Origin of the sequence: Pseudoduganella buxea (genome assembly GCF_009720835.1) — a bacterium.
Classification (GTDB): Bacteria; Pseudomonadota; Gammaproteobacteria; order Burkholderiales; family Burkholderiaceae_D; genus Rugamonas; species Rugamonas buxea.
On record NZ_WNKZ01000055.1, the window covers coordinates 1 to 16,937 of the forward strand.

Consider the following 16,937-nt stretch of genomic DNA (forward strand, 5'->3'; position numbering starts at 1 on the left):
GCACCCCACCAGGCCGGCCGGGGCGGCGGCGTGGCGGCAGCCAGCGGCGCGCCGCAGTCAGGACAGAACGCAAAGCCTTCGGGATAAATGGCGGCGTGCGCGCAGGAGGCCGGCAGCGCCGCGCCCAGCAGTTGCGCCACATCCGGCAGGCGGCCACGGGCGCGCTGCCAGTCGATGCGGGCCAGGTCCCTGCCCGCTTCCAGCTCGAAGCGGTTGTGCTCCTCTTCCAGCCAGACGCTGTTCGCCGTCACCCACCTGTATGCCATATTCCTCCGCCGTCGCTTCAAGGTCCGCGCGCGTGCGCGCAGTTGTGTCAATCATAACGCATCGGGTCGGGTATCCGGAGCGCGGCGCAGGGGAATCGCCCTCTCGCGGCTGCCCAGCCTGACACTGTCGGGAAATTCCGGGACAGTCCCCGAATTTTCCGGGACTGTCCCGGAATTTCCCGAGGCCGGTGGCGCTATAGTCCGTCCAGGTAGCCACCGTTGCGCAGCAGGTCGACCAGGCCGATGTCCTCGATCGCGTAGACGCCGCGCGAAGCCTTCCACACCAGGCTCTTCTCCTGCAGGGCCACCAGGGCCCCCTGCACGGCGGGGAATTCGATGGCCGTCTCGGCGCCGCTGACGCGGTTGGCGGCAATGCGGTATTTCTCCAGGGTGGCGGCCTCGAACGGCGCGTAGCGCTCGCCCGCCGCCGCCAGCACGCACAGCACGGCGAACTGGATCGGCGTGAGGGAATGGACGACGCGCATGGTGTCGTCGTTCGCAGCCGCGATCTGCGACTCGACAGCGGCCAGGAAGCGCTCGTTGACGCCATCGTCTTCCAGCGCGAAATCGAAGCGCAGCTCGTCGGCGGCCGCGCCCAGGATTTCCGGGCGGTGGCCGGAGCGTTCGAACAGGGGCAGCACCATATCCGGGTCGAGCCGGGCCGGCAGGTCGTCCGTGTGGTCGCAGAACCATTTCACGTAGGCCGCGCCCAGTGGCGGGAAATTGATCAGCGGCGCGCCGAAGAAGGCCTGGTCCTTGCTGTTCTTCAGCATGGCCAGCTTGTCCCGGTTCGAGCCCGTGCAGACGACGCGCAGGCCGTGCTGGTTGCTGTTGAGTTCATCGCGGGCCGATTTGAGCGCGAACATCGCGTCGTTGCCGGCCGACGTCGTGATGGCATGCTGGGCTTCGTCGATGATCAGGACGATGATGGTCTTGCTTGTTTCCGACAGGGCCGACAGGGCCTGGACCAGCGACACGTCCTTGCCCAGGCCGACCCGGTCCAGCGAAAACTCGACGCCGCCCACCTTGGCCCCGCCCAGGCCCCAGCCCTTGGCCAGACGCACCAGGGCCGGCTCGTTCTGGGCCAGCGCGGCGCGGATCGACGTGACGATGACGTCGCTGGGGTCGGCTTTCGGGTCTTCCCACAAATCGACGTAGATCACCAGTGCGCCGGAGGCCACCAATGCCGGCGTCAGGTCCTGGCGCATGAAGGTGGTCTTGCCGGTGCGGCGGGGCGCGGCCAGGAACACGCCGGATGACGACGCGGACGTGGGCGACACGTGCAGGATCTGCTGGGCCAGCTTACGGGCCAGCTCGGGACGGTGGAATATTTTTGATGAATTCGCTTGGGTGGCCATGGTGCAATTCCTCAAAACGGCGGGCATGCTGGCGTAATTATAGTTCTTTATGGAGTTTTATAAGCGATTATGGCCGGGCGCCACGGCTGGGACGGCTCCATGGCAAGGCCGGGGCGGCGGGAAACACCAGCGTGCCGAAACGCCACTGGTGAACGCACGGGCCTGACGCCGGCGCAGACTAAGGGCGCTGTGCCCCGGTCGCAAGGAACTTGTTGGCTAGGCCATTGTCATACCGTAAGTTGGCATCAGCCAAGACGGAGGCGAGCATGGAAGTGGACGAGTACGCGGCGGTGCGGACGCAATGCCTGGCCTGGCTCACGAGGCTCACCGGCGAGCAAGGCGACGGCTTGCGCCGTCTGTTCGAACGTTGTGCCTCGCTGGCCGATTGCCTGGCCATCATCGAGGAACGGGGTGCGCGCCTGCGCCGATGCCCGCACTGCGCAGGCGACAAGCTGTACCGTCACGGCATCCTGCGCGGCCTGCAGCGCTACCGCTGCCGCCAGTGCCACAGGTCCTTCAATGCACTGACCGATACGCCGCTGGCTTTCATCCGGCTGCGCGAAAAATGGCTACCGTTTCTGCAGTGCATGGTGGGTTCGATGACGGTACGCGCCGCAGCGGAGACGACCGGCATCCACCGCAACACGAGCTTCCGCTGGCGTCACCGTTTTCTTGCCATGGCAAAGGACGACCGGCCCCGCCCCTTGAGCGGCATCGTCGAGGCGGACGAAACGTATTTACTGGAATCGCAGAAGGGCTCGCGTCACCTGACGCGCCCGGCGCGTCGGCGCGGCGGCCATGCGAAAAAACGGCGCATCGGCGGCGAACTGGACTGCATCCTGGTGGCGCGCGACCGGCAAGGCCGCACCTGCGATTTCGTGCCGGGGCGGGGGCCCGTCACGGTGGCGCAGTTGCAGCAGCATTTGTTACCCGTGCTTGACAAGGCCGTCCTGCTGGCGACCGATGCAGCTGAAGCCTATGCGAAGTTTGCAGAGGACAATGGCATCGCGCACCGGGGCGTCAACCTGCGCCAGGGCGAGCGGGTGTTGGGGGAAATTCATGTCCAGAACGTGAACCGCTACCACGCCGCGTTCAAGAACTGGCTGATCCGGTTCCATGGCGTGGCGAGCCGCTACCTGCCCCACTACCTGGGCTGGATTCACGGGCTCGACTGTCGACATTTGTACACGCCAAAGCAATTTTTACGGGCTGCATTGTTCCCGGCAGGAAGTTGAATGCTGGGTGGACAGTTCACTGCGACCGGGTGACAGCGCCAAAAAAAAGCCCCGCGACATGGCGGGGCTCCTTTCCTGCGGGGCGGACGGTACTCAGTCGCCACCCAGGTTGATCTTCTTCGGCGGCGCCGGCGGCGTCCAGGGCACGGACTCGCTTTCCGGCGCCGTATCCAGCGCGTCGGAGTATTCCAGCCAGCGCTTCAGGCTGTCCATGCGGCGAATCGTGATGCCCTTGCCGTTGATGTAGCCGACCTGCTCGAAATAATCCAGCCGCGTCGTCATCTTCGACGTCGTCGGCAGGTTCTCCACCAGGCGTTCATAGGCCTTGCGCGCCTTGATTTCCCACTTCGCCAGATGCGGCTCGTTGAAGCGGTTGCTTTCGTAATAGATCGTCACGGTGCGGTCATGGTTGCCGAAGCCGACCACGGCTGCGCCCTTGCGCAGGGTCTGGAGTATTTCGTCCTTGATATTGGCGGTGGGCACGAACAACGCGGCGCGCTCATCACCATCGGGCCGCTCCTGCGGCAAGTCCTGGCCAAACGTAACTGTCATCTTTTTCCCACTGGTCGTTGCGCCGGACCTCAATGTTGCCGCACGGCTATATATGAAAGGGATTCTAACCCGCGCCCCCAGCCGCCACAAGGCGCGACACGGATATCGGCCGAACCGGGCCGTATAATGCTCACGGCCGCAACACTTTCCTGCCGAATCCCCTGTAATTCATTGTTTTCAAATCAAATATGACGTCTTTTCCACCCGCCGTGCAGGACCGGGCAGCCGCCAATGTGGCCGATCTGCTGACGTTTGCCATCGAATACACACCGGCCCAGCAGGCGCTGGTCGTGTTCGACCGCCGCAGCGAGCTCAATGAAGTGCTGACGGGGGCTTACCGGCGCGCGCTGCCACAGGCCCGCTTCATCGACTTCGACACTACCGGCGCGGCCGACGTGCTGGCCGCCTTCGAGGAACTGGGCGCGGGCGACCTGGTGGTGTTGATCCAGACGACCAGCTTCCGCCTGAACGACTACCGCATCCGCATGGAGCTGTTCAAGCGGGGGCTGAAGGTGATCGAGCATATGCACCTGTCGCGCATGCCGGGCGAGCAGGGCCTGCACTATGTCGAAGCGCTGGCCTACGACCCGGCCTACTTCCGCGGCGTGGGCCATGCGCTGAAACGCCGCATCGACGCGGCGGCAAGCGCCATGGTCGACAGCGGCGGCGCCCAGCTGACGTTCGCCTCGCCCTTCGAGGACGCCAAGCTCAATATCGGCGACTACGGCGCGATGAAGAACGTCGGCGGGCTGTTCCCCATCGGCGAAGTGTTTACGGAAGCGCGCGACCTGGAAGCGGTGAACGGCAGCGTGCGCGTGTTCGTGTTCGGCGACACCTCCTTCCACGTCAACCGCCCCGCCACGCCGATCACGATGATCGTCGAACGGGGCCGCGTGGTGGGCGCGGAAAACAGCACGCCCGAATTCGACGCAATGCTGGAAATTATCCGCGCCCACGAAGGCGAAGTGTGGGTGCGCGAGCTGGGCTTCGGCATGAACCGCGCCTTTTCGTTCGAGCGCACGGTGGACGATATCGGCACCTATGAACGCATGTGCGGCATCCACCTGTCGCTGGGCGCCAAGCACGGGCAGTACCAGAAGCCCCAATTCAAGCGCAAGGACGCGCGCTACCACGTCGACGTGTTCGCCGTGACGGAAGGCGTGTACCTGGACGGCGAGCGGATCTACGCCGACGGCGCCTGGACCGTGGCCGCCGACTGAGCCAGCGCCGCATCCCACGGCGGCACCGGCTGGTATTCGGCCACGAGGAAATCGATCAGCCGGCGCACTTTCGGCGACGGCTGGCGGCTGGCCGGATACAGCGCCGACAGGTAATTGAGCGGCAGCTGCCACTGCGGCAGCACCTGCACCAGCGAACCGTCGAGCAGCGCGCGCCAGGCGAGGAACGTGGTGCTGTAGACGATTCCCATGCCCTGCAGCGCCGCCCCATGCAGCACCATCCCGTTGTTCGACGTGAAGCCGGCGTTGACCCGCACCCTGCGCATGTCTCCATCAGCCACGCCATCGCCATCGCGCGCGAAGTGCCACGCCGTGCCGTCCGTCAGGTGCGAGAAATGCAGGCAGCGGTGATCCTGCAGCTCTTCCGGCGTGGCCGGCATGCCGTGTCGTCCCAGGTAGTCCGGCGACGCGCACAGCACGGCGCGGCAGGGCGCGAGCGGCCGGATCGCCAGCGCGCGGCTGTCCGGGATGCCGCCCACGCGGATGGTCAGGTCGAAGCCGTGTTCGATGGGGTCGAGCAGCGCGTCGTCCACGTGCAGCAGCGGCTGCAGCTGCGGGTGCGGCAGGCTGAATCGGGCCAGTGCATCGGCCAGCCATGCGCTGCCGAAACTGGACGGGGCCTGGATGCGCAAGGGGCCTGCCAGCTCCGCGCCCTGCTGCGTAACGATGCGCGCCGCTTCCTGCGCCTGCGCCACGGCCGCGCTGCATGGTTCCAGGTAGGCCTGGCCCGCATCCGTCAGGCTCACTTCGCGCGTCGAGCGGTGCAGCAGGCGCACGCCCAGCTTCTCTTCCAGCTGCAGGATATGCTTGCTCACCAGCGCGCGCGACAGGCCAAGTCGGCGCCCCGCGGCGCTGAAGCTGCGCTGGCGTGCCACTTCGACGAAGATTTCCATTGCCCGTAATTGGTCCATGCAACCATTGTCAACAAATGGGCGACAATGTGTCAACCATTACGCTGCTTTCCCAGCACAGTAGCCGCCCGTACAATGCCTCCATCCCATTAAGGAGTGCACCATGCTGAGCGCCGCCCAGAAAGAACAGTACCAACGCGACGGTTTCATCGTCATCCCCGGCTTCAAGTCGCCCCAGGAAATCGCCGCGCTGCGCGCGCGGGCCGCGCAGATCGTCGACGAGTTCGACCCCGCCGTCGCCCAAGGCATCTTCACGACGAAGGATCAGGAGAAGAAAGCGGACGAATACTTCCTCCGCTCGGACAACACGATCCGCTGCTTCTTCGAGGAAGAAGCCTTCGGCCCGGACGGCCAGCTGAAACAGGACAAGTCGCTGTCGATCAACAAGATCGGCCACGCGATGCACGACCTCGATCCGGTGTTCCGCGCCTTCTCCGCCGACCCGCGCCTGGCCGACGTGGCGCGCGACCTGGGCCTGGCGCACGCCCAGGTATGGCAGTCCATGTATATCTTCAAGCAGCCCGGCATCGGCGGCGAGGTGCGCTGGCACCAGGACGCGACGTACTTCGACACGGACCCGATCAGCGTGACGACCTTCTGGTTCGCGCTGGAAGACGCCACCCTGGACAACGGCTGCCTGTGGGCCGAACCGGGTGGCCACCGCACGCCGCTGCGCGAGCGCTTCGTTCGCAACGGCGACGACATCAAGGTGGAAAAACTGGACGCGACGCCATGGCCTGACGACAGCACGGCCGTGCCGCTGGAATGCCAGGCCGGCGCGCTGGTCTGCTTCCACGGCCTGCTGCCCCACTACAGCGCGCCGAACCGCTCGCCCGTGTCGCGCCACGCCTACACCTTGCACGCCACGGACGCGGGCACCGTCTACTCGCCGCGCAACTGGATCCAGCGCGACGCCTCCTTCCCCGTGCGGGGCTTCCTGTGATGCAGGTGAAGATTTTCGCGCCCCACTGGGGCAGCAACGAGCTGGCGCCGCAGGCCTTTATCGACAAGGTGCTGGCGGCCGGCTTCGACGGCATCGAGATGTCGCTGCCGGCGGACAGCGCACAGCGCGACGACTGGCTGCGCCGCATCGCCGGCGCGAAGCTGGATTTGATCGTGGCGCAATGGGAGACAGTGTTCCATCCCCAGTTCGACGCGCACCGCGCCGCGCTGGCGACCCTGCTGGAAAACGCCTGCGCCGCCCGTCCCCTGCTGGTGAATTCGCACACGGGCAAGGACTACTACAGCCGCGCGCAGAACGAGGAACTGCTGGCGCTGGCGGACCGTATCGCCCGCAAGCACGGTGTGCCGATCGTCCATGAAATCCACCGCAGCCGCTTCTCCGGCCACCCGATGCTGCTGCTGCCCTACCTGGACGCGCTGCCCGATCTGATGCTGACGGCCGATCTGTCGCACTGGTGCGTCGCCTGCGAATCGCTGCTGGAAGACCAGCCCGAAACGCTGGAGGCGACCCTGCCGCGAGTACGCCATATCCACGCCCGCGTCGGCCACGCCCAGGGCCCGCAGGCGATCGACTTCCGCGCACCCGAATACGCCGCCGAACTGGCCGCCCACCTGGGCTGGTGGGACCGCATTCATGCCCTGCGCCGCGCTGCCGGTGCCGACGTCATGACGATCACCCCCGAATTCGGCCCCGCCCCGTACACCGTCAACCTGCCCTACACCCGCCAGCCCATCACCGACGCGTGGGAACAGAACGTCGCCATGCTGCAACTGCTGCGCGAGCGCTACTAAAAAGGGGACAGACCCCATTTTTCAAGAAACATTGCCCTAAGAATGGGGTCTGTCCCCATTTTTAGGGCAACTTTGCCGCTCAGGCGGCGGCGGCCTGGGGCACCTGCCGGGGCAATGTGATGATGACCGTGGTGCCCTGCGCGGGGGTGGATTCGATGCGGATCGTGCCTTTCAGCACGCCGGTGACGATGTTGTAGACGATGTTCATGCCCAGGCCCGAACCGCCCTGGCCCATCTTGGTGGTGAAGAAGGGGTCGTAGACCTGGTTCAGGGTGCGGCTGTTCATGCCGACGCCATTGTCGGCGAAGCGCAGTTCGGCGCTGCCCGATGCCGGCGGGTCGTCGTCCAGCGCCCTGGCCGTGATGGTGATGATGCCGTGGTCGCGGCCTTCGAAGGCGTGCAGCATGGCGTTGTTGATCAGGTTGCTGATGACCTGGCTGACGCTGCCCGGGTAGGAATCGAACTCCAGCGATGCCGGCACGTCCACCCGCACTTCACAGTTGGCGCGGCGCAGCTGGGCCGCGTAGGTGGCCAGGGTGTCGCGCAGCACGCCGTCCAGCGCGAAGCGGCGGCGCTGGTCGGACGTCTGGTCCACCGCTACCTGCTTGAACGACGTGATCAGGTCGGCCGCCTTGCCCAGCGAGACGGCGATGATATTGCAGGCCGTCTTGGCGTCGTGCAGGTGCGCGTCCAGTACGGAACGGCGCACGCCGCCGTCGGCCAGCTGGCGTTCGAACACCGTCACCATGTCGGCCAGGGCAGTTGCCGTCAGCAGGCTGTTGCCGATGGGTGTGTTCAGCTCGTGCGCGATGCCGGCCACGAGGGCGCCCAGGGCCGCCATCTTTTCCGACGTGATCAGGCTGGCCTGGGCCTGCTGCAAGGTTTGCACCATGCCCGACATTTCCCGGTGCGCCTGCTCGGCGTGGGCCTTCTGCTGCGCCAGTTCGCGCAGGCTGCGTTCCAGCCCGGAACGGCTTTCCACCAGGGCCGCCTCCGTCTTGCGCCGGTCGCTGATATCGGCCAGCACCCACACGCTGCCTTTGTCCGGCTCCTGCGGGTCGAGCATGCGCCCGTTGACCATGCACCACAGGCTGGCACCATCGCGTCGCACCAGCTCCAGCTCCGCATACGCACGCTGGCCGCCGGCGGCGCACTGGAACGGGTCGTCGCCCCGCGCCGGCACCAGGCCGGCCACGGCGCTGCCGGCCAGCACACCGTGCGGGTAGCCAAGCATTTCCTCCAGCCCGCGGTTGCAGCGCACGATGTGACCGTGCGAGAACAGGCCGATGCCGACCACGGCGCTGTCCTGCAGCGCGCGCAGCTCTTCCAGCGTGGCGCGCAGCCGCACGGCCATTTCGCGCCGGCGCTGCAAGGTCACGACCAGGGCCGCGATCAGGGTGCTGATCAGGAAGCCGCAGCCGCCGATCAGCATCAGGGTTTCGTATTCGCGCCCGTAGCGCCCGCCCGGATAGCCCTTGAACTGGATCAGCCAGTGGCGCTGGCCCACGTTCAGGGTCGAGTGCGCCTCAAGGCCCGGCACGACGGCCGGCCGGAGCCGGTCCGCGCTGAGCCGGCCGGCGCTGTCGTACATCAGGTTGTTCAACTGGGGCGGCGTGGCGCCGCCATCGCTGAGGTAGCCGGCGTCGTTGATCTGGATATGCATGTCCCGCAGCAGTTGCGGGTCGATCACTTCACGCATCAGGTCGGACACGCGGAACACGATGGCAACGAAGGCCGTCAGCGCCGCGCGCCGCTGCTCCACCGTCGCCAGCGGCGCGCCCTTGCGGTAGACCGGCAGCCGCGCGATGAAGCCGGGCTGGCCGCTGGCATCCTGCACCAGGGTGACCCGCTCGGTGGCGACCAGCTCGCCACTGTCGCGTCCCATTTCCAGCGCGTGCAGGTGGGCCGGGAACGTCGTCAGGTCGAGCCCGAACGCATTCTCGTTGCCCTTCATCGGCTCGCTGTATTCGATCAGGTAATGCTCGTCGCGCACCGTGGAAGGATGGGGCTGGTATTGGGGGTAGCCTGCCGGGTCGACGCTGGTATCGCGCCGGACTTTTTCGATATGCCGCTCCAGCTCGGCCGCCGGCACGCGCCGCACCAGCTGGATGGCCTGGAAGCCGGGATAGCGCTGCTGCAGCCGCAACTCCTGCACGTAGCGGTGAAACTCGGCCCGGCCCAGCTGGTCGTCGACGGCCAGCACGGCACGAATGCTGAGGAGGGTATCGAAGTAGGTCTTCAGCCGGGCATCCGTGTCCTGCGTGACCTTGTCCGTGTCGCGCGCGAACAGTTCGGCAATGCGCTGGTCCTGGGCATCCAGGGCGAACAGGCATGCCCATGCGGTCAGGCAAATTCCGACAATAAAGGCCAGATATCCGTGTGCACGCATCGAGGTCGTCCGCCGCAATCAATGCAGGGACTATAGCATGGGGTAACAGCCGTTTCCATGCGAGCAATGCTCGAGCTGAGTCGGCTGTCTCGCCCATGAAACGCCGGCGCGGCGGGCCTTGACGGCCGAAGCTGCCAAGCAGTGCCACTTCCAGGACGACGGTCGCGGCCTATTCAATCAGTGCCGGCGTGCCGTCCTCCAAAAAAGCGCCGAAGCAGCGCGTGCATTCAAGGCAGAACAGGTGGGGCACGCGCACGTTTTTCTGTCGCAGCACGAGCTGCAGGTGGCCGTCGCCACAGACGGGGCAGGTCTCCCGCATCGTGCCGCAGGTACGGATTTCATCGGCCAGGTAGGTGTCGTCGTAGCGCACGCCGTCGACGACGCTTTGCGGGTCCAGCTGCACCAGGTATAAATGCGCCGGGTGGTCGCGTTGCTCGGGTGGTTGCTTGCTTTGCGGGTCCATCTGATTCATCAGATTCATCATCGATCCCCTTAGCTGCCAGCGAGAAGGCAGGCCCACAAAACGATAAGCCAATGGGCGCCAGGAGGCAAGCAGAATCGAAGCGTGGAAATCGCTTGCAATTAGATAGCACGCTACTTATACTGCCAGGATGGAACCCGACCTCATGCCCCCTGCCGCCAATGCGCCCCCGGTGATTGCGCCGCACGTTCCCCAGCTGGACCAGCAACTGTGCTTCGCGCTGTATTCCACGTCGCTGGCGATGAACAAGCTGTACCGCAAGCTGCTGCGCAAGCTCGACCTCACGTACTCCCAATATCTGGTGATGATGGTGCTGTGGGAGCGCGACGAGCGCACCGTCTCCGAGCTGGGCGACAAGCTGTTCCTGGATTCGGCGACCCTGACCCCACTGCTCAAGCGCATGGAACAGGCCGAGCTCGTGACCCGCACGCGTAGCGCCAGCGACGAGCGCCAGGTCATCATTGCCCTGACCGCCCACGGCAGCGCCTTGCGCGAGCAGGCCAAGGAGATTCCCGCCTGCGTTCTCACGGCCAGCGGCTGCAACCTGGACCAGGTGGTGCAGTTGAAAGCCCAGCTGGACGGCTTGCGTACCCAACTGATGAAATCGGAAGGCTGAGAGGCGGGAGCCTGGTGCGGACGGCCGGACGTCCGCCGGACAGCACGGCTCGCCTGCCCTGGCGTGACATCGGCCGCCATGTGGACGTCCGGTCGTTGCCACGGCCGTGACTTGTTTCAAAATATTTACAAAACGGCCCGCCGCAATGGCCGAGGCAAACGCTTAGAATACCCTGAAAATTTCCTAATATTACGACTGTCAGGGGTCCGATGAAGCGTTCGCCACTTGGTATTGCCACCTTCCTGCTGTGCACCTCGCTGTGCGCCTTCGCCGCCGAACCGGGCGACAAATTCGACGACAAGTTCCGCCAGCTCGACGAGCTGCTGCCGACGGCCACGCCCTACCGCACCGCCTCGGGCGCGCCGGGCCACCATTACTGGCAGCAGCGCGCCGACTACACGATCCGCGCCTCGCTGGACGAAGCGAACCGCACCATCACGGGCAGCGGCCAGGTGACCTACCATAACAACTCGCCCGACACGCTGACCTACCTGTGGGTGCAGCTGGACCAGAACATCTACAAGGCCGACTCCGATGCCCGCCGCGTGCAGACGGCGCCGTCGCGCGAAGCGTGGATGAAGCCGAAAGGCGAGGAAGGCGCGAAGTATGAAGGCCTGCGCAATACGCTGGTCGGGCGCGAATTCGACGGCGGCTTCAAGATCTCGAACGTGCGCAGCTCCGGTGGCGCGCCGCTGAAGTATGTCATCAACGGCACCATGATGCGCATCGACCTGCCTTCACCCCTGAAGCCGGGCGAGCGGGTCGGCTTCGGCATCGACTGGACCTACAGGATCAATGAGCAGAAGGTATTGGGCGGGCGTTCCGGCTACGAATACTTCGAGGAAGACAAGAACACGCTGTTCGAAATCGCCCAGTGGTTCCCGCGCATGGCGGCCTACTACGACGTGGCGGGCTGGCAGCATAAGCAGTTCCTCGGTTCCGGCGAGTTCACGCTGGAATTCGGCGACTATGACGTGAAGATCACCGTGCCGGCCGACCACATCGTCGCCTCCACCGGCGAGCTGCAGAACCCGGGCGACGTGCTGACGACGGCCCAGCGCCAGCGCCTGGAGCAGGCCAGGACGGCGAAGAAGCCTGTCGTCATCGTCACCCAGGCCGAAGCGGAAGCCGCGGGAAAATCCGTCAGCAAGGGCACCCGCACGTGGCACTTCAAGGCCAGGAACGTGCGCGATTTCGCGTGGGCTTCCAGCCGCAAGTTCATCTGGGATGCCCAGGGCTACAAGAAGGACGGCACCAACGTGCTGGCCATGTCCTACTACCCGAAGGAAGGCAATCCGCTGTGGGAACAATACTCCACGGCGTCGATCATCCACACCATCGAGCAGTACAACAAATACAGCTTCGACTACCCCTACCCGACGGCCATCTCCGTCAACGGTCCCGTGGGCGGCATGGAATACCCGATGATCTCGTTCAACGGCCCGCGTCCCACCAAGGACAAGAAGACGGGTGAGCTGACGTATTCGAAGCGGGCCAAGTATGGCCTGATCAGCGTCATCATCCACGAGGTAGGCCACAACTACTTCCCGATGATCGTCAACTCGGACGAGCGCCAGTGGACGTGGATGGACGAAGGCCTGAACTCCTTCGTCGAGTACCTGGCCGTGCAGGCGTGGGAAAAGGACTTCCCCATCGGCCGGGGCGACCCGCGCGATATCGTCAACTACATGCGCTCGGCGAACCAGGTGCCCATCATGACGAACTCGGAGTCGCTCCTGCAGTTCGGCGCCAATGCCTATGCCAAGCCGGCCACGGCGCTGAACATCCTGCGCGAGACCATCCTGGGCCGCGAGCTGTTCGACCACGCCTTCCGCGAGTACGCGCGGCGCTGGAAGTTCAAGCGCCCCACGCCGGCGGACTTCTTCCGCACCATGGAAGACGCTTCCGGCACGGACCTGGACTGGTTCTGGCGCGGCTGGTTCTACACGACGGACGCCGTCGACATCAGCCTGGACAACATCGCCGAGTTCAATGTCAGCACCAAGGACCCTGAGGTGGAAAAAGCCTGGGCCCGCGCCCGCAAGGCCGAGGAGCCGGTGTCGATCACGGACCAGCGCAATGCCACCTTGCCCCGGCGGATCGACACGCAGCCGGAACTGCGCGACTTCTACAACGAGCATGACGACTTCACCGTCACGAACGCGGACCGCAACAAGTTCAAGGAAGCGACGAAGGATCTGGAGCCGTGGCAGAAGGAGCTGCTGGCACAGGGCAAATACCTGTACCTGGTCGACTTCACCAACAAGGGCGGCCTGGTGATGCCGCTGATCCTGGAAATCACGCTCAAGTCGGGCAAGAAGTATATCGAGCGCGTGCCGGCCGAAGTGTGGCGCTATTCGCCCCGAAAAATCACCAAGCTGCTCGTGACGGACGAGCCGATGACGGCGCTGACGCATGACCCGTACTGGGAGACGGCCGATATCGACACCAGCAACAACGCCTGGCCCCGCAAGGCCACGCCATCGCGCCTGGAACTGTTCAAGGCCGAGCAAAAGGCGCCGGACATGATGAAGGACTACCGCACGCCGCTGAAGGGCGATGACGACAAGGACGACAATAAGGAAAACGGCAGGGCCGAAGCGAATAAGGACAGTGCAGCCACGACGCCCGCCAGCGGTGCGGCGGCCAAGCAGCAGGCCGAGACGGGCCAGCTGAAGCCGGAAGCGGGCAGGAAGTAATGCCCTCTTTCGTCATGCCGCGTCTTGCATCGCTGGCCGCCTGCGCGGTACTGGTGCTGGGCACCGGCGCCGCGCAGGCCCATAACTATCATATGGGCATGGCCGATATCGGCTTCAACGCCGCCACGGGCCGCACGGAAATCGTCCACACCTACACGGCCCACGATATCGAGGCGCTGCTGGCCAACCTGTACGGGCGCCAGTTCGACCTGGGACTGGAAGAAGACCAGCACGTGCTGCGCCGCTATATCGAAAAACAGTTCGCCATTTTGGCGGCCGGCAAGCCGCTGGCCCTGGAGTGGGTGGGCATCAAGGCCAGCGCGGACACCGTCACCGTCTTCCAGCAGTTCGACGCGGCGCTGCCGCCCGGCGCCATGCTGCGCGACGCCGTGCTGACCGACTTCATGCCGCGCCAGGTCAACACCGTCAACATCGGTGCCAACGCCGGCCGCGCCGCCACCACGCTGACGTTCACCGCCACCCGGCGCGAACAACAATTGCCGTAAAAATGGGGACAGACCCCATTTTTCGAGCAACTTTCTCGGCCATGAAAAGATTTCTGCTACCCGCCGCCATCGCGGCCCTCGCCCTCCCCGCCCACGCCGACGATCCCTTCCTCCAGCGCGTGCTGGTCGACGGCTCGCGCGCCTCGCAGCTGGGCATCGCCGATTCCGCCGCCGACGGCAGCATCGACCAGCGCCAGCTGGCTGCCCGCACCACCTACCGCTCTGGCGAGCTGCTGGAAGCGACGCCAGGACTGGTGGTCAGCCAGCACAGCGGCGAAGGCAAGGCCAACCAGTTCTACCTGCGCGGCTTCAACCTCGATCACGGCACCGACCTGCGCACGACGGTGGACGACATGCCCGTCAACCAGCGCAGCCACGGCCATGGCCAGGGCTGGACCGACCTCAATTTCCTGATTCCGGAACTGGCCACGCGCCTCGACTACGGCAAGGGCCCGTATTCAGCCGCCAACGGCGACTTCGCTTCCGCCGGCGCGGCCGATATCGTCTACGCCAACCGGCTGCCGCGCGGCGTGTTCGACGTCACCGTCGGCCAGGACGGCTACCGCCGCGCGTTGCTGGCCGATTCGCCCGCGGCCGGCAAGGGCAACCTGCTGTACGCGCTCGAAGCGCTGCACAACGACGGCCCGTTTTCGCGCGGCGACCACTACCGCAAACTGAACGCGGTGCTGCGCTACAGCGAGGGCTTCGCCAACAATGGCTGGCACATTACCGCCATGGCCTATGGCGCGACGTGGAATGCCACCGACCAGATCCCGCAGCGGGCCGTTGCCAACGGCAGCCTGGGACGCTTCGACACGATCGACCCGACCGACGGCGGCAGCGCTCACCGCTACAGCCTGTCCGGCGCATGGCGGCGCACGACGGAGGATGCATCGACCAAGGTCTCGGCCTATGTCATCGCCAACCGCCTCGAGCTGTTCTCGAACTTCACCTACTTCCTCGACGACCCCGTCGACGGCGACCAGTTCGCCCAACCGGATCGGCGCGTGACGACGGGCTTGGACGCGCGCCATGCCTGGCACCTGCACGCTGGCGAGCGGCTGTCGACGACGACGGTGGGCCTGCAGGCCCAGAACGACAATATCCACAACGCGCTGCTGCGCACGAAGGCGCGCCGCACGCTGGCAACGACGCGCCAGGACCATATCGTCGAAACCAGCGCCGCGCTGTTCGTCGAGAACCACACGCGCTGGTCGCCCTGGCTGCGAACGGTGGCCGGCCTGCGTGCCGACCATTACCGCTTCGACGTGGCAAGCGACCGCGCCGCCAATACCGGCAAGGCACGCGACAGCCTGGCCAGCCCCAGCGCGAGCCTCGTGTTCGGGCCGTGGGCGCGCACGGAGCTGTATGTCAACGCCGGCACGGGCTTTCACAGCAACGATGCGCGCGGCACCGTCATCGCCGTCGACCCGAAAACGGAAGAAGCGGTCGACCGCGTCACGCCGCTGGCCCGTTCACGCGGGCTGGAACTGGGCCTGCGCAGCGAGTGGATCAAGGGCCTGCAGACGACATTGTCGCTGTACCGCCTCGACTTCGATTCGGAACTGGTCTTCGTCGGCGACGCCGGCACCACCGAGGCGGGCCGGCCAAGCCGCCGCCACGGCATCGAGTTCTCGAACTACTACAAGCCGGTAAAGTGGCTCAGCCTCGACGCCGACCTGGCCTTTGCGCGGGGCCGCTATCGCGATGCCGATCCGGCCGGGCGCCGCATTCCCGGCGCCGTCGAAGGCGTGGCGCAACTGGCGGCGACGGTGACCCCGGCCGGCCCCTGGTCCGGCGCGCTGCGCCTGCGCTGGTTCGGCCCGCGCCCGCTGGTGGAGGACAACAGCGTGCGCTCCAGCGCCGCCGCCACCGTCAATGGCCGCATCGTCTACCGCCTGGGGCGCGACACCCGTCTGGAACTCGAGGCGTTCAACCTGGCCAACCGCCGCGCCGCCGCCATCGAGTATTACTACGCGTCGCGGCTGGCTGGCGAAGCCGAAGCCGTGGACGACATCCACTTCCACCCGATCGAGCCGCGATCGCTGCGGCTGACGCTGTCGCACAGCTTCTAGCGGCGTCGTACAATAGGCGCTGTCCATCTCACACAGCTCGCCCATGTCCGCCGCCGCTTACTCGCCACCTTCGCCCGCCTTCACTCCCCTCGAACAAGTCAGTACGGCGTTGCGCACCGACGGCTATGCGTTGCTGGCGCCGGCCGACGTGGCGGCGCTGGCCGGCACGCCGCTGGCCCAGCTGGCGCAACTGGCGTCGGCCTGGGACGACCTGGAACTGGACAACTACCTGAAGGACGGTGGCCGCTACCGGCGCCGCCGCCATTCCTGTTTCGTGCAGGACGGCGACGCGCTGGCGCAGACGGCCCACCGCGCGCACTGGCAGAGCGTGGAGTACAACGCCCTGCACGGCGGCATGCACCGCATGTTCGCGCCAGTGCTGCCGGCCACCATCGAACAGCCGGGCTGGCAGGGCCTGCTGACGGCGCTGGGCCGGGTATTCTCGGCCGTGCGTGATGCGGGTCGCTGGTACGTGGAAGCCCATCAGTTCCGTATCGACACGGCCGACGGCATCGGCCGGCCCACGCCGGAAGGCGCACACCGCGACGGCGTCGATTATGTCGCCGTCATCCTGGTCGGCCGGCACGGCATCAAGGGCGGCGAAACCCGCATCTTCGAAGCGGACGGGCCGAACGGCAAGCGCTTCACGATGACCGAGCCGTGGACCATGCTGCTGCTGGACGACGCCACCGTGATCCATGAATCGACGCCGATCCAGCCGCTGGCCGGCATCGGCCACCGCGATACGCTGGTGCTGACCTACCGGGCGCACGGCTTCCAGGGTGAAATGCAGCATGAAAGCGGCGCGTAAAAGCCTGAACTTCACCGCATACGCAGCAGGCGCGCCGCCGGCGCA

Annotated in this window: 14 protein-coding genes and 1 pseudogene; 9 read left to right on the forward strand and 6 right to left on the reverse strand. The window is 65.9% G+C overall.

What is annotated here, in order from left to right; all coding sequences use genetic code 11:
- Nucleotides 1-266: pseudogene (locus tag GM672_RS17705) on the reverse strand (hypothetical protein); the annotation flags it as partial.
- A gap of 194 nt (nucleotides 267-460) precedes the next feature.
- Nucleotides 461-1,624, reverse strand: a complete 1,164-nt coding sequence (locus tag GM672_RS17710) for an AAA family ATPase (protein WP_155471860.1) — start codon at nucleotides 1,622-1,624, stop codon at nucleotides 461-463.
- Nucleotides 1,625-1,890: 266 nt separating this feature from the next.
- Here GM672_RS17710 and GM672_RS17715 point away from each other — a divergent pair, with 266 nt between their 5' ends.
- Nucleotides 1,891-2,859: an IS1595 family transposase gene (locus GM672_RS17715; protein ID WP_155471861.1), complete on the forward strand. Its 969-nt coding sequence runs from the start codon at nucleotides 1,891-1,893 to the stop codon at nucleotides 2,857-2,859.
- A 93-nt stretch (nucleotides 2,860-2,952) separates the two neighbouring features.
- Here the strand turns inward: GM672_RS17715 and GM672_RS17720 are convergent, their stop codons facing one another.
- On the reverse strand, nucleotides 2,953-3,411 hold the full coding sequence (locus tag GM672_RS17720) for a hypothetical protein (RefSeq protein WP_155471862.1): 459 nt from the start codon (nucleotides 3,409-3,411) through the stop codon (nucleotides 2,953-2,955).
- A 188-nt stretch (nucleotides 3,412-3,599) separates the two neighbouring features.
- Here GM672_RS17720 and GM672_RS17725 point away from each other — a divergent pair, with 188 nt between their 5' ends.
- On the forward strand, nucleotides 3,600-4,631 hold the full coding sequence (locus GM672_RS17725) for a M29 family metallopeptidase (protein ID WP_155471863.1): 1,032 nt from the start codon (nucleotides 3,600-3,602) through the stop codon (nucleotides 4,629-4,631).
- On the opposite strand, the gene GM672_RS17730 is transcribed toward GM672_RS17725, so the two are convergent.
- A complete protein-coding gene (locus GM672_RS17730; protein ID WP_229417797.1) occupies nucleotides 4,595-5,560 on the reverse strand; it encodes a LysR family transcriptional regulator in 966 nt (321 codons plus the stop codon). The two genes, GM672_RS17725 and GM672_RS17730, sit on opposite strands and share 37 nt — an antisense overlap.
- Before the next feature lie 103 nt (nucleotides 5,561-5,663).
- Here GM672_RS17730 and GM672_RS17735 point away from each other — a divergent pair, with 103 nt between their 5' ends.
- Together GM672_RS17735 and GM672_RS17740 are read left to right on the forward strand one after the other, a co-directional pair.
- Nucleotides 5,664-6,503 carry a phytanoyl-CoA dioxygenase family protein gene (locus GM672_RS17735; RefSeq protein ID WP_155471864.1) on the forward strand — a complete coding sequence of 280 codons (840 nt, stop codon included), beginning with the start codon at nucleotides 5,664-5,666 and terminating at the stop codon, nucleotides 6,501-6,503.
- Nucleotides 6,503-7,315, forward strand: coding sequence for a sugar phosphate isomerase/epimerase family protein (locus tag GM672_RS17740; RefSeq protein WP_155471865.1), 813 nt, complete (start codon nucleotides 6,503-6,505; stop codon nucleotides 7,313-7,315). Before GM672_RS17735 ends, GM672_RS17740 begins: the two co-directional genes overlap by 1 nt.
- 79 nt (nucleotides 7,316-7,394) lie before the next feature.
- Here the strand turns inward: GM672_RS17740 and GM672_RS17745 are convergent, their stop codons facing one another.
- Both GM672_RS17745 and GM672_RS17750 read right to left on the reverse strand, forming a co-directional pair.
- Complete coding sequence (locus GM672_RS17745) at nucleotides 7,395-9,704, reverse strand: CHASE domain-containing protein (protein WP_155471866.1); 2,310 nt, start codon at nucleotides 9,702-9,704, stop codon at nucleotides 7,395-7,397.
- A gap of 169 nt (nucleotides 9,705-9,873) precedes the next feature.
- The gene (locus GM672_RS17750) at nucleotides 9,874-10,185 is read right to left on the reverse strand and encodes a hypothetical protein (RefSeq protein ID WP_155471867.1); all 312 of its coding nucleotides are present in this window, start codon (nucleotides 10,183-10,185) and stop codon (nucleotides 9,874-9,876) included.
- A gap of 145 nt (nucleotides 10,186-10,330) precedes the next feature.
- On the opposite strand from GM672_RS17750, the gene GM672_RS17755 reads away from it, so the two are divergent.
- The 5 genes from GM672_RS17755 to GM672_RS17775 all read left to right on the forward strand — a co-directional run bounded on the left by GM672_RS17755 (nucleotide 10,331) and on the right by GM672_RS17775 (nucleotide 16,892).
- Nucleotides 10,331-10,801: a MarR family winged helix-turn-helix transcriptional regulator gene (locus tag GM672_RS17755; RefSeq protein ID WP_155471868.1), complete on the forward strand. Its 471-nt coding sequence runs from the start codon at nucleotides 10,331-10,333 to the stop codon at nucleotides 10,799-10,801.
- Between the two features lie 209 nt (nucleotides 10,802-11,010).
- Entirely contained in the window at nucleotides 11,011-13,500 is a 2,490-nt protein-coding gene (locus GM672_RS17760; protein ID WP_155471869.1) for a M1 family metallopeptidase, read from the forward strand.
- Nucleotides 13,500-14,006, forward strand: a complete 507-nt coding sequence (locus GM672_RS17765; protein ID WP_229417798.1) for a DUF6702 family protein — start codon at nucleotides 13,500-13,502, stop codon at nucleotides 14,004-14,006. The genes GM672_RS17760 and GM672_RS17765 overlap by 1 nt, the downstream gene beginning before the upstream one ends.
- 41 nt (nucleotides 14,007-14,047) lie before the next feature.
- Nucleotides 14,048-16,081 (forward strand): TonB-dependent receptor, encoded by a 2,034-nt coding sequence (locus GM672_RS17770; protein WP_155471870.1) that lies wholly within the window; start codon nucleotides 14,048-14,050, stop codon nucleotides 16,079-16,081.
- Between the two features lie 43 nt (nucleotides 16,082-16,124).
- On the forward strand, nucleotides 16,125-16,892 hold the full coding sequence (locus tag GM672_RS17775; protein ID WP_155471871.1) for a 2OG-Fe dioxygenase family protein: 768 nt from the start codon (nucleotides 16,125-16,127) through the stop codon (nucleotides 16,890-16,892).
- Nucleotides 16,893-16,937 lie beyond the last annotated feature (45 nt).

What these genes read in the sequence shown, in the direction of transcription:
- GM672_RS17745 (WP_155471866.1), bottom strand. Translation starts at nt 9,704, where the DNA reads ATGCGTGCACACGGATATCTGGCCTTTATTGTCGGAATTTGCCTGACC.
- GM672_RS17770 (WP_155471870.1), top strand. Translation starts at nt 14,048, where the DNA reads ATGAAAAGATTTCTGCTACCCGCCGCCATCGCGGCCCTCGCCCTCCCC.
- GM672_RS17740 (WP_155471865.1), top strand. Translation starts at nt 6,503, where the DNA reads ATGCAGGTGAAGATTTTCGCGCCCCACTGGGGCAGCAACGAGCTGGCG.
- GM672_RS17755 (WP_155471868.1), top strand. Translation starts at nt 10,331, where the DNA reads ATGCCCCCTGCCGCCAATGCGCCCCCGGTGATTGCGCCGCACGTTCCC.
- GM672_RS17750 (WP_155471867.1), bottom strand. Translation starts at nt 10,185, where the DNA reads ATGAATCTGATGAATCAGATGGACCCGCAAAGCAAGCAACCACCCGAG.
- GM672_RS17730 (WP_229417797.1), bottom strand. Translation starts at nt 5,560, where the DNA reads ATGGACCAATTACGGGCAATGGAAATCTTCGTCGAAGTGGCACGCCAG.
- GM672_RS17715 (WP_155471861.1), top strand. Translation starts at nt 1,891, where the DNA reads ATGGAAGTGGACGAGTACGCGGCGGTGCGGACGCAATGCCTGGCCTGG.
- GM672_RS17720 (WP_155471862.1), bottom strand. Translation starts at nt 3,411, where the DNA reads ATGACAGTTACGTTTGGCCAGGACTTGCCGCAGGAGCGGCCCGATGGT.
- GM672_RS17775 (WP_155471871.1), top strand. Translation starts at nt 16,125, where the DNA reads ATGTCCGCCGCCGCTTACTCGCCACCTTCGCCCGCCTTCACTCCCCTC.
- GM672_RS17760 (WP_155471869.1), top strand. Translation starts at nt 11,011, where the DNA reads ATGAAGCGTTCGCCACTTGGTATTGCCACCTTCCTGCTGTGCACCTCG.
- GM672_RS17725 (WP_155471863.1), top strand. Translation starts at nt 3,600, where the DNA reads ATGACGTCTTTTCCACCCGCCGTGCAGGACCGGGCAGCCGCCAATGTG.
- GM672_RS17735 (WP_155471864.1), top strand. Translation starts at nt 5,664, where the DNA reads ATGCTGAGCGCCGCCCAGAAAGAACAGTACCAACGCGACGGTTTCATC.
- GM672_RS17710 (WP_155471860.1), bottom strand. Translation starts at nt 1,624, where the DNA reads ATGGCCACCCAAGCGAATTCATCAAAAATATTCCACCGTCCCGAGCTG.
- GM672_RS17765 (WP_229417798.1), top strand. Translation starts at nt 13,500, where the DNA reads ATGCCCTCTTTCGTCATGCCGCGTCTTGCATCGCTGGCCGCCTGCGCG.